The following is a 12279-nucleotide window of genomic DNA, read 5'->3' on the forward strand; positions in this document are numbered from 1 at the left end:
CGCGGTTAGAAGGCAAATCGGAACGAAGAAGTGGACAAGCTGACGATCCAGCGAAACTCGAACTCCGATTCGTTTGGCAGGGGGTCGCTGACCCAGATCGGCAGATGCAGCGCCAAGGGGCCGAGCGGCAGAGAGATGCCCGCATCGTAGCGCCAAATCTTGTCTGCCGAGGCCAATCGGCTGTCCCATACCGATCCGGCGTCGAAAAAGAATCTGATGGGCATCAGCGGCACGGAGAGTTCCGCATTGGCGGCGATCAGGCGGTCGCCGGACAGGTAGCGGCCAAAATAGCCGCGCAGGTTGCCGCCTTCAGCCGGAAGCTGCAGGCGCTCCTGGGGCGAAAAGCGACCGCGACCGTCGACCAGCGGCGATAAAAGGCCGCGTTCCTCCATGCCGCCGTAGAGGTACAAGCGGTGCTGCAGCGCCGGAGTACCGGTCGTCAATCCGGCAAATAGGCGCAGGTTAAGCCTCAGCTCCTTGGCTGCCCGCCAGTCAAAGGTCGAGGTTATCTGCAGGCGATGAAAGGAAAAGTCGCTCGCCGTGAAGTTGCCGCCGCTGAGCAAAGCAAGACTCGTTCGATTTTGCAGCAAAAAGCCGCCGGTTTCTGCTTCCGCGGATAATTGGAGGGCTGATACGGTTCCCGGACTCCAGGTTCTGGTTTCCCAATAGGCGAGGTCGTACAAGCGGTCATAGCGCCACCCGGCGGTCAGTCTGAGCAACGGCGCCCGCCAGGGCAGTTCGGCAAACTGCGTGGACAGAGCCGCCTCGGCGTGAACGCGGCCTTCGAGGTCGCGCAGCCCGCTTTCAAAACGAAGCAATTGGTCGCCGGCATAAAGGTGGGTCCCATAACCGAGAGAGTAGTTCCATTTGCCGCTGCGCGTGCCGTAGCTTGCGCCGAGGTGCCACTCGTGAAAGCCGATAAGCGGGTAAAAGGTGCGCCAATTGCCGCCGCTGATCGTCAGGCCGGGCCGCCATCCGTCCACGTCGTCTTCATACCACAGGGTCGGCATGAACAGGACCATGTGGCGGTCGAACGGTGGAACGGCAAAAAACGGCCGCACCTGAAAACGACGTGGAAAAGAATTGTTCCAGTTATTTACTTCCGGAATCGCGTCGTTCGGATCGATAACGACCGATTTACATGAGGCGGCCTGAAAGATCAATGGCTCGCGGGAACGCCCGTCCCATTGCTGCGTCAGGGTTTTGCCGTCATGCGTCTGCAGCACGACGTTGGCCGGTAGGACGGCGTCGCCTCGATTTTCCACAAAAACGCGAACGGTGTTGCTTTCCTTGTCGCGTTCTTTTTCGAGGTGTGCAATGCGTAAATCTGCCCGCGCCGTACCGTAGACCCATTGGCGAAAGAATTCGTCCGCCGGTTCACCCGTCACTTCTTTGACAATTTCGCAGAAATCTTTTGTCGTCGGGTGCTTAAACTGCCAACGCGCAAAATAGGTCTGCATGATGCGGTCAAACATTTCTTCGCCGAACCGATCCTGCAGCATGTTGAGTACAAAGCCGCCCTGCGCATAGACGAGGGCTGCGTACTGCAGATCGTCCATTTCATAGGGCTTGGTCGAAAGCGGCAGACTGCTGCGGTTGGCGGCAACCATGTACCAGATCATCCGCTGCATATCATGGTCGCTGAAGGCGGGCAGGAAGGGATGTTTGTCGCCCCAGGTGAACAGGTTCCCCTTGACCCCGTAACGCTCCCGCATGTAGCGCATCTCGCTGAAGGTATTCATGCCCTCATCGAGCCAGGCTTCGGCCATCTCGTTGTTGCCGAGGATGCCGTAGAACCAGTTATGGCCGACCTCGTGCATGATCACGCCTTCCAACAGCCGCATAAAAGAAGGTCCCCCTTCCGAAATGATGGTGAGCATAGGGTATTCCATGCCGCCGCCTGCGGAAAGGTCACCGTCGACCACGCTTTGTTGGGGATAAGGAAACGGCATGTACCATTTGCCGTAGCTTTCCAGCGTTTTTGCAACATAGCTGACGGCATCTTTCCACGCCTCTTCGTGATGCGGAAGCACATAGACGAAGATGTCCGTTTGCTCAAATCGTCCGTGTTTGACGATGAAACGCGAGTCGGCGCACCAGGCAAAGTCATGAACCTTTTCCGCCTTGAAACGAAGCGTCTTTGTCGCGCTGCTCTTTTCTCTTTTTGCCGCCTGCTTGAGGATTCGCCGAATTTCCTTTTCGGCGGCCCTGTTTTTGAGGGTTCTCAAACTGTCGATTCGTTTCCCTTCGGAGATCCTCTCCTGCATGGCGGCGATTTCCTGCTCGGGAGAAACCAGCGTGCCGGTGGCGGCGACGATCAGATCTTCCGGAACCGTTATTTCAACGTCGAATGTTCCGAACTCGCCGTAAAATTCGCCGATGCGGTGATAGCCGTCCGGGTGCCAGCCGAAGCGGTCATAGACCACCATTTTGGGATACCATTGGGTGATTTCATAATGGCGATCGGTATGTCCCAAGCGGGAAAAGATGATCGGCAATTTAACAAAGAACTCGATCGAAAGAGTTATGGTGCCTTGAGGCGGCAGCGGCGAGGGAAGAAAAACCTGCAGTTCCGTACCGTCATCCGGCTTTTCGCGCCGCTCGAGCTCTTGGCCGTTCAGGGTCAACGAACGGATCTCCATAAAGCCGCGCTGCTTGGCGCTGCTGAAATGAAATTGCGTCGAACCGGCGGCGCGCATTTCGCGGGCATAGACGCTGTTGTCGTCGCGATAAGCGTTCGGATAAAGGTGGATCCAGACAAAACTCAGCGTATCGGGTGAATGATTGATATAGGTCAGCTCCTCGCTGCCGGTCAGAGTGTGCTCTTTATCGTCCAAGGTCACGCGGATGCGATAGGCGACCTCCTGCTGCCAGTACTCGGCCTGCAAAGCTGACGTCAAAGCTGCGACGACAAGCCCAAAGAATAATGCTCGATACATAGATTCCTCCCGAGAGATGACGACACTCCGTCAGGATTCGCGGAAAACGAATAGGGTCTGCGTGGGGTATGCGAATTGAATATCTTCCTCTTTGAAACGACGATAGACGGCCAGGTTGATGCTTTGCTGGATGTCCATTGCCGCACGATATTCCGGAGACAACACCCAGAAGATAATCTCGAATTGGATGCTGTAGTCGCCGAATCGCACCAAGTGGGCGCGGTCGAAGCGCGTTTGCGGCGTCTGTTCGATGATTTCCCGCAGAATCTGCGGGATTTTCTCCAGCTTTTCGGCCGGCGTTTGATAAACGACGCCGATGTTCATCGTCAGACGGCGTTCCTGCATGCGTTTAAAGTTGCGAATCCGGCTGGCAAGCAGATCGCTGTTGGAGATGATGAGCTGCTCCCCCGAGATACTGCGGATGCGCGTCGTTTTCAAGCCGATGTGTTCGACATGTCCCATAAAGGTGTCGATGGTGATAAAATCGCCGATGACAAACGGCTTGTCCAAGGCAATGGAGAGCGAGGCAAACAGGTCGCTTAGAATATGCTGCAAAGCTAAAGCAATGGCTACGCCGCCGATTCCCAGGCCTGTAATTAGCGCCGTAATATCGATGCCGAGGTTATCGAGCGCCAGTAATAAGATGATGGTCCAGAGCAGGGCTTTGAGCAGAAAGCCGAAGGCGGCAAACGTCGGTGCCGTACCGTTTTGATCCAGCCTTTTTTCCCTTTTGTAGGCCAAATAATGCTCGATGACGCCGTTTCCCCACAGGGCTATCTGCAGCAGCAGAATGAGGACGGCAAGGTTGTTGAGAACGTGACGGACCTTGTCGCTTTGCGCCAAAAAACGGCTGCCGACAAACAGGGCAAAAGCGAGAACGATCGGCGCTTTGAGTCGCGTCAGCAGGTCGGCCAGCAGGTCGTCGATTTTATTTTCGGTTTTGTGTGCCAAAGAGAGAAGCAGGCGCTGAATGAGCATTTTTGCGCCGAAAAGCAGGAAAAAGACACACAGCGTGATCAGTCCGGATCGCAGCCATTGCGCCGCTGTATTCCCCCAAAAGAGCTGTTCGATGTTCATGCACCTTTCCTTTTTAATCGACGAAATATAACGATTTCAGATAAATCGATAAAGTGCTTTCAACATTAGCTGCTTTTTACTATTTTGGTCTTGACTTTTGACACGGCCGATCGTCGGTTTTCAGCCGAACAACTTTTGGTGAGTACATATCGTGCTGTTTTCGTCAACAGGCAAAGTGTAGGCTGGTATTCGATTTTGTATAGGAGTCGATTATGCGACGAGTAATTTTTCTGCTGAGTCTTCTGTTTGCAGTTTACGGCGCTGCGGCGCCGCGCTATTCGGTTACCCTGGGGATGAGCAAGCCGTTTGCGCCCGAAGAGCTGCAGCGCTATTGGCGCAGCGGCTTTAATCTTGCCGCCGGAATCGGCGTCAAATTAAAGCCGCAGCTTGAATTGCAGGGCGAGTTGCTCTACAATCGGCTGGAATTGGACGACACGGCTTTTCTCGGCAACATCACTTCGGCAACGGATGTTTATTCCTCCGTCTCGGGAGGCGCGACCTCGATCACCGAGCTTTCGGCACGGCTCAAATACTTTTCGCAGTCCATAAAAAGCACCACGCCCTATCTTTATCTCAGCTTGGGAGGCGGCCTGAAGGTGATTGCTGAAAAAGAGGTGACCACCGCGGACCGCAACTACAAAGAGCCGCGCGATTCGGTTTTTTCGCCGTCGACGGGAATCGGCCTGGGCGCCGAGGTGAAAATGGCGAAAAATTCACTTTTGGTCGTCGAGGGAGGGTTTCAGTTGCTCTGGACTGATCCGACCACGGTCTATTTGCCTCTTAAAATCGGAGTGATCGTTTTTTAAATTCGGATAACGGCTTTGAGGACGCCGTCGGCATAGACGTCGGTCAACTGAAAGGCTTCCTGTACCTGATCTAAAGAAAACCGGTGGGTAATGAGAGATCGGCCGTCGACGAGGCCCTTCTCCATCAGCGCCAATACCCGTTCATAGGTCATGCGGGAACGGCGGACAAAGCGAAAGGTAAGTCCCTTGCGCCGCGCCGCGCCGGCGGCAAAGGCGCAGCGATCGTCTTCGGGGATACCGATGACGATCACATGTCCGCCGGGCGCCGCTGCTTCCACCATCTGTTCAAAAGTCTGCGGAACGCCCGCCGCCTCAAAGACCAGGTCTGCCCCTCTGCCTTTCGTCTCTTGATGCAGGGCAGCCGAAACATCTTCCTGAGTCGGATCAAATACCCTATCCGCGCCCATGCGCAAGGCGGCTTCCCGTCGGGCTAGAATCGGATCGCTTGCCCAGACTGCCTTCACGCCGGTCAGCCGACGCAACAGATGCAGAACGGCCAACCCGATCGGGCCGCACCCCAAAATCGCGGCGGTCATCGCCGGCCTGACGTGCGCCAAATCGACGGCATGCAGTGCCACGCCGAAAACTTCCGCCAAAACGCCGTCCTCATAATCGAGATTGGGAGGCAGTTTGTGAAGCAAATGTGCGGGCCAAACCATGTATTCGCGCAGAGCGCCTTCCACGCCCGGCATACCGCAGAAACGGACCTGCGGACAGAGATTCGGGTTGCCGCGCAGGCACCATTCGCATTCGCCGCAATGATGTGCCGCTTCTACGGCCACACGATCTCCGATCGCAACTCGGCTTACCGCCGGCCCGTTTTTTACGACGGCGGCGGCAAACTCGTGGCCCAAGACCATACCCTGGTTGTCCTCGTCCCCAAATGCGGCGCCGCGAAAACGGTGCAGATCGGAGCCGCAGATGCCGACGGCACGGATGCGCAGCAAGACCTCGCCGGCTGCAGGTTCGGGAACGGGTTCCTCATAGAGTTCGAGAGTGCGGGGAGCAATGAGTCGGGCAATGCGCATGCTTGACCAACATCCTTCAGTTAAAGCTTTTGGATAATTTCAGCTGCTTTTTAGAGTAGTGTTTGACACCCTACTGGAAAGCAGATGGCCTTTATGAATTCTTGGCTGTTCCGGATTAGGCGCGGTAAGAATGTTGAACCGCATTAAAAGGCCCAAATATCGGCTGTCAATTCATCGTTTTTTCAAGATCCGGCACATACTCGGCCTTTGGGAAGGTCTGGTGCATTTCCTCATTTTCGACCTTTTTTGACGGCCGGATCAAATTTCACTGCAGCTCAAGTCTGAAGTTTCAGTTAGGGTTCTTTACTGAAAAAGTCAGGGCGTTACCTTAGTCGTTCCAAGAGCTCTGCCAGTCGATCCACAACCCAGTCTGCCTGATTGAAATCCATCGTGCGATTATAAGGTTGGCGCAGGGCGGCGACCAGACAGCCGGCAGCTTTGGCTGAGGCCGCGCCGGTTTCGGTATCCTCTACGGCCAGGCACGCTTCAGCCGGAAGCCCAAGGGCCTGCGCGGCTTTCAAATAAGGTTCAGGGTGCGGTTTTTTATGTGTCACATCATTGCCGGTCACGACCGCATCGAAAACCTTTTCCGGTTCCAACTTGCCGCCAAGGCTGAGCTGAGCCAATACAATTTCGACTTGTTGTCGAGAGGTTGTGGTACAAAGGGCAAACTTCCACTCCGCCCTTTTTCCGAACTCGATCATTTCCAAGACACCGGCCTGCGGATAGAGCGGTCCGGCCGTCAGCTTTCGCCGATAGGCTTGCAAGAAAAGACGCTGAATTTCATGATCCTCGAAATTGATGGCAAAATCGCGGCGAATATCCGCCAAATTATCAGCAAACGGCTTGCCGATAAAGCGGTATTGGTACTCATCGCTCAAGGTGATGCCGTAAGGCGAAAAGACGGTGCGAAAGACGTCGAACATCAGCGGTTCCGTATCGACGAGCACGCCGTCCATGTCAAAGATGACGGCGGAGAGCTTCATACGGACTCCGCGGCGTCGAGCTGATCGTCGTCCGGCTGTAGGTCGCCGATGCGGCGGCTTAGTTCTTCGACGACCTTTTTTTTGCCGACGAGAAGAAAGGAATGGCCGGCGTGCCATGGCCTGCCGCGCCAGTCGCACACCGCACCTCCGGCCTCGGTCGCCAGACAGAGACCGGCGGCAAAATCCCACAAATGATCTCCCGAGCTGATGTAGGCATCTGCCGAGCCGTCGACCAGTCGGCAAAGCTCCAAAGCTGTGGCGCCCAGCAATCGGACCTGATAGTCGACAACAAGACGGCGCGTTTGCTCGGCCATGAGCTGTTTGTCGCGCGCGCCGACGCCGCATTCGAGAAACAGCAGCGGCTGTTTGGGAAAGGCCTCATCGAGCAGCAGCCGCTTGCCGTTCTTAAAAGCTCCAACGCCTGTCTCGGCATAAAAGCATTCGTCATGCAAGGGATCGTATACGACACCCAAAATAGGCTTGCCTGACTCCAGCAGGCCGATCGAGACGACGAACAGCGGCATGCGCCGGACAAAGTTAGTGGTGCCGTCGAGCGGATCGATCACCCAAATGCGGTCGGTACGCAGGTCGTGCAGTCCCTGCTCCTCCCCCAAAATGGAGTATGGGGAATCGGCCAGCATTTCGCGGACGGCCTCTTCGGCGCGGCGGTCGAATTCCGTGACCAGCGAACGGTCGCTTTTAACCTGCGTTTGATACGCGGCGGTGAAACCGCGGCGAAGAATCGCGCCGGCCCGTTTGGCGGCGGCCACGGCGAGTTGGAGTTCTTCGGAAAACATCGATAGCGGAATCCTTTCAGTGAGCCAATAACTTTCCTATTCGATAAACCTTTAGAGGACAGCTTTGATCGTTGCAGAAAACCACTCCTCACGCCTTGCAAACCGCCTGCGACGAAAAGACGGGCTCGGCTTGTTAAAGGCAAATCAATTCATCTCGATGCTAATATGTATTTGTGACTTGAAGCTTACCGAACCCGCAGCGCCGGTTTGGTTGATTCAGCTGACGCTGATGCGTAAATTTTCGACCGACGGGATACTTGTTTCGCACCGTCTGAGGCGTGGAGAAAGCCTTCGCATCGGCTGCACGGTTTCGTCAAAACCGATCAGATGAACCGACGGTTTTTTTGTGTCACCGTTTCTTTTTCTGATAGGTGCCGATTAGTTCCGCTTGAGCGAGTATGTGTCCTTCCATCGCCTTCAACAGTTCGGCTTTGGTCGGCTTTTTCAGATCCGGCAGCACGGTGTCCAAAGCGTACAGCTTGAAAAAGTAACGATGGCGGCCGATCGGCGGGCAGGGACCGCCCCAACCGGTGCGTCGGTAATCGCTGGTGCCTTCCAAGGTTCCGTGCGGCAGCTCGTTCGATTTGACGCCTTCGGGTAGACCGTTCGAGTTAGGCGGCAAATTGTAGAGCACCCAATGTACGAAGGTCATGCGGGGCGCAGCCGGATCCGGCGCATCCGGGTCATCGACGATCAGCGCCAGGCTCTTTGCGCCGCTCGGAACGCCGCTCCACGACAACGGCGGGGAGATATCTTTTCCTTCACAAGTGTATAGGGATGGAATTTCGCCCATATGGGCAAAAGCGGATGATGTGATGGTCAATGACATAACAAAACCTCGCAAAGAAATGCTCATGCCGAATAACGCAAATAAAATAAGCGTGAACCGGCTTATTCTGCAAGCAAAACCTTTTCGCTTCATAAATCCTCCTTAAAAAAATCCGGCCCAAGAATTATCCGTCCGTTTTTTACGACGGCATACAGCAGGTTGCAGCCGAAATGATAGGGGAGGAGTTCAAGGCGTTCCACCTGCCAGATCGCCAAATCGGCCTGTTTTCCCGGCTCCAGGCTGCCGAGGCGATCGCCGAGATCGATCGCATAGGCCGCGTTGAGGGTGGAGGCAGTCAGCGCTTCCGCCGCGCTCATTTGCAGCTTGAGACAGGCGAGCGCAAGGATCATCTGCATCGAAAAGCAGGGACAAGAGCCCGGGTTAAAGTCTGTAGCCAAGGCAACCGGCACGCCTGCCTCGATTAAGCGGCGAGCGTTCGCATACTGCTCGCGGCCGAGAAAGAATGAGGCGCCGGGCAACAGCACGGCGATCGTTCCGGCGGCGGCCATGGCTTTGATTTCGGCGTCACTCAGGTGCTCGCAATGGTCAATTGAAACAGCGCCCAATTCCGCCGCGATGTGGGCGCCGCCCAGACTATGAAACTGGCCGACGTGCGCCTTGAGGCGGAATCCTGCGTTTGCGGCAGCTCTTAAAAGCCGTTCGGTTTCCTGAGCCGAGAAGGCTTCTTGTTCGCAAAAAACATCGAAAAAGCGGGCATAAGGCCTGGTTTCCTCCAAGGCATCGCCGGTCAGCCAGTCAAGATAGGCCTGTCGTGAAATGTTTTTCGGCACGACGTGCGCGCCGAGAAATGTGCCGACAATGTCGAGAGGGCCGTTTTTCCCCAACTTGTCGATCACCTTCAGCATTTTGAGCTCGTTCTCGGCGTCGAGGCCGTAGCCGGTTTTGATTTCGACGGTTGTAGTGCCGTGGGCGAGCATTTGCCGAAGCCGCCTTTCGGCTGCCTGCCGCAGCGATGCTTCGTCCGCCGCCCTTACGGCCCGCACCGTCGCCTGAATGCCGCCGCCGCTGCGCAGGATCTCCAAATAGCTCTCACCGGCGAGCCGCCGCTGCCATTCGTCCTCGCGTGAACCCGCGTAGACCGAATGCGTATGCGGATCGATCAGTCCGGGCGTAACCAAGCCGCCGCCGGCGTCGAACAGATGTTCAGCCGTAAAGGCGGCTGCAATCTGCGCTTCCGGACCAACCGCCGCGATGCGTCCTCCGCAAATCGCTACGGCGCCGTCGGCAATCGGCCTAGTCTCCTGCATCTCATGGCCGCGACGGGGCCGTGCGGGACCCGCTAGAGTGATTACTCGGGAGGCATGATAAATGACTAGATCAGCCCTCAGCTTGCTCATGAGGTCAAAGCTTTGCTGCGCGTCGACGAACGCCGGCACTTTTGCGTCGAATCCGCTGCATCAGGCCTGCCGCCTCTTCCATGAGAGAGGAGCGTTGTTTTTCGTCGCTTATTTGCGGCAGATTGATACGGACATTATAATAAGCGCCCCAGGCCGCCGCTTCGGCCTGCAGCGCTGCAACCGCTGCATCCGAAAGGGCATTGGGATTGCCGTATTTGACCAACTCTTCGGCGATCTGCAGCACCTCCCAAGCGACTTTGATCGTTTGAAGAGGCACTTTCGTCATATGAATCGCGGCCTTTTCTTTGGCCGCTGCACGGGCTGCCTTTTCCGCTTCTGTTTTTTGCGGCAGCCGCAGCGCCGCCATAAAGGCGTCAAACGACCGGCTGTCCTCATCGACCAGGGCCGAGGATTGGCACAGCAGCGATTGAGCACGCACGGCAAGTTCTTCCATGCGCGGTCTGCGGCGCCGGTAAGCGGCATTGCTAAAAGTGACGCCCGCGACCATCGCCGAAAGTGCGGCACCGAGTGCGGCGCTGAGCGCCGAGACGCTGCCGCCGCCGGGAGTAGGCGAGTCTGAAGAAAGCAAAGCCAGAAAACGGTCGAGCGGTTTATCCAACAATGACGGTGTCTTTTCGCGCACGGCATACTCGATGATGCGCTCCTCGGGAACGAACGGCGAGGTGTCGTTCAGGCCTAGTGAAAGCACGGCGGTGTGCACGATCTCGGCTTCGGGGACGCCGAGATGCTTGCCTTGTTTGCGTAAAAAATAACTGCCCGCGTCGAGCAATGCCTGCAGAGGTGCCATGCCGATCAGTTCGCTGCCGGTGACCCGCAGGCCGTGCTTGGCCGCTTCGTCGCACACCGCTTCGAAGGCGGTATGCAGACCGGTAACCGACAAGTTATGCAGGTTCATCGATACCTGAGCATAGCCGTACTCTTCGATGTACCAACCCGCAGCCTGGACGAACTTTAATCGACCGGGGATTCTGACTGCCGAGCCGTCGGGATTGCGCAGAATGTTGCCCTCCTTGTCGCGCGCCGCGCGACCGGACTCGCGCAGAGTCATGGCAATTTCGTTGGCCAGTCTGCGATCGCGCGTGTTCAGATTGACATTGTAGGCCAGCATGAAATCGCGTACGCCGACGACGGTTGCGCCGCTCTTGGCGTTAAAGGCAGCCGGACCGTAATCCGGTATCCACAGCGGATCGGCCAGCTTTTGCGGCAGCGCCTCATATTCACCCTGACGGATATCAGGCAATTTCTCGCGCTCCGGCCGCGTCGCCGCTTTGCCGTAAAGATAGACCGGGATCTGCAGCTCTTCGCCGATTCGTTGCGCCAATTTTTTAGCCCATTCGATGCATTCCGCATCCGAAACACCGCGAATAGGCACCAACGGACAGACATCGGTCGCACCGAGACGCGGATGCGCGCCGTGATGACGGCGCATGTCGATCAGTTCTGCGGCTTTTTGCACCGCCGCAAAGGCCGCCTCCGTCACGGCGGCAGGTTCTCCGACAAAGGTCATGACGGTTCGATTCGTATCGAAGCCGGGATCGATGTGCAGCAGCTTCACGCCTTCGGTGCGGCGAACGGCTTGGGCAATGGCTTCAATGATTTCCGAATTACGGCCTTCGGAAAAGTTGGGGACGCACTCGATCAGTTTTTCCATTCTCAAAGTCCGGGAATTTTAGCGTGGAATTTTCTCGCAGTATTTACAGCCTCTTCATAGCCCGCATCCGCATGGCGAAAGATGCCGGTTAAGGGGTCGGCGGTCAGCACGCGCTCGAGTCGAGTCGCTTTTTCCTCCGTGCCGGTGGCGACGATCACTTGTCCCGCGTGCACCGAATAACCGATGCCCACGCCGCCGCCGCTGTGGATGGAGACCCAATCGGCGCCGCAGGCGGTATTAACCAGGGCGTTCAGCAGCGGCCAGTCGGCAATGGCGTCGCTGCCGTCGCGCATGGCCTCGGTTTCGCGGTTGGGCGAAGCGACCGAACCGCAGTCGAGATGATCTCTGCCGATGACCACCGGTGCGCGCAGTTCACCTTTTTGCACCAGTTCGTTCATGCGCAGAGCAAATTCAGCCCGTTGACCCAGTCCCAGCCAGCAGACTCGGTTGGGCAGGCCGATTTGCGGCACGCGTTGGCGCGCCAGACGAATCCAGCGCACGAGCAGCGCATCGTCGGGAAAGAGTTCGAGGACCAAGTCGTCCAGTCGGCGGATGTCGGCCGGGTCGCCGGAGAGTGCCGCCCAGCGGAACGGCCCGCGTCCTTGGCAAAACAGCGGGCGAATGTAGGCGGGAACAAAGCCGGAATAAAGGAAACGGCCGGCGTCGTCCCGCACGCGCAGGCCTGCCGCTTCGGCCTGACCGCGAAGGTTATTGCCGTAATCAAAAGCCACGGCGCCTCGGCGCTGCATGTCGAGAATGGCCTGCGTATGGCGCACGATCGAAGCGC

At 56.9% G+C, this 12279-nt stretch carries 10 protein-coding genes; 1 reads left to right on the forward strand and 9 read right to left on the reverse strand.

Features of this window, described 5'->3' with window-relative positions; all coding sequences use genetic code 11:
- Positions 1-5 precede the first annotated feature (5 nt).
- Positions 6-2939 carry a M1 family aminopeptidase gene (locus tag ONB24_07930; protein ID MDZ7316036.1) on the reverse strand — a complete coding sequence of 978 codons (2934 nt, stop codon included), beginning with the start codon at positions 2937-2939 and terminating at the stop codon, positions 6-8.
- A gap of 30 nt (positions 2940-2969) precedes the next feature.
- Positions 2970-4016 carry a mechanosensitive ion channel family protein gene (locus ONB24_07935; GenBank protein MDZ7316037.1) on the reverse strand — a complete coding sequence of 349 codons (1047 nt, stop codon included), beginning with the start codon at positions 4014-4016 and terminating at the stop codon, positions 2970-2972.
- A gap of 212 nt (positions 4017-4228) precedes the next feature.
- Between ONB24_07935 and ONB24_07940 the strand changes: the two genes are divergently transcribed.
- A complete protein-coding gene (locus ONB24_07940) occupies positions 4229-4822 on the forward strand; it encodes a hypothetical protein (protein ID MDZ7316038.1) in 594 nt (197 codons plus the stop codon).
- Here the strand turns inward: ONB24_07940 and ONB24_07945 are convergent.
- The 7 genes from ONB24_07945 to ONB24_07975 form a co-directional block, all read right to left on the reverse strand.
- Positions 4819-5850 carry an alcohol dehydrogenase catalytic domain-containing protein gene (locus ONB24_07945; protein ID MDZ7316039.1) on the reverse strand — a complete coding sequence of 344 codons (1032 nt, stop codon included), beginning with the start codon at positions 5848-5850 and terminating at the stop codon, positions 4819-4821. The two genes, ONB24_07940 and ONB24_07945, sit on opposite strands and share 4 nt — an antisense overlap.
- A 323-nt stretch (positions 5851-6173) precedes the next feature.
- Positions 6174-6836 (reverse strand): HAD family phosphatase, encoded by a 663-nt coding sequence (locus tag ONB24_07950; protein MDZ7316040.1) that lies wholly within the window; start codon positions 6834-6836, stop codon positions 6174-6176.
- Complete coding sequence (locus tag ONB24_07955) at positions 6833-7633, reverse strand: inositol monophosphatase (GenBank protein MDZ7316041.1); 801 nt, start codon at positions 7631-7633, stop codon at positions 6833-6835. Before ONB24_07955 ends, ONB24_07950 begins: the two co-directional genes overlap by 4 nt.
- 349 nt (positions 7634-7982) lie before the next feature.
- Positions 7983-8462 carry a YbhB/YbcL family Raf kinase inhibitor-like protein gene (locus tag ONB24_07960; protein MDZ7316042.1) on the reverse strand — a complete coding sequence of 160 codons (480 nt, stop codon included), beginning with the start codon at positions 8460-8462 and terminating at the stop codon, positions 7983-7985.
- A gap of 89 nt (positions 8463-8551) precedes the next feature.
- The gene (gene hutI / locus ONB24_07965) at positions 8552-9730 is read right to left on the reverse strand and encodes an imidazolonepropionase (protein ID MDZ7316043.1); all 1179 of its coding nucleotides are present in this window, start codon (positions 9728-9730) and stop codon (positions 8552-8554) included.
- Positions 9731-9824: 94 nt separating this feature from the next.
- Positions 9825-11492 (reverse strand): glutamate formimidoyltransferase, encoded by a 1668-nt coding sequence (gene ftcD, locus ONB24_07970; GenBank protein MDZ7316044.1) that lies wholly within the window; start codon positions 11490-11492, stop codon positions 9825-9827.
- Positions 11493-11494: 2 nt separating this feature from the next.
- Positions 11495-12279: urocanate hydratase (locus ONB24_07975; GenBank protein ID MDZ7316045.1), on the reverse strand; the 785-nt coding region annotated here is incomplete at its 5' end.

The organism is candidate division KSB1 bacterium (assembly GCA_034505495.1).
Taxonomy (GTDB): domain Bacteria; phylum Zhuqueibacterota; class Zhuqueibacteria; order Residuimicrobiales; family Krinioviventaceae; genus Fontimicrobium_A.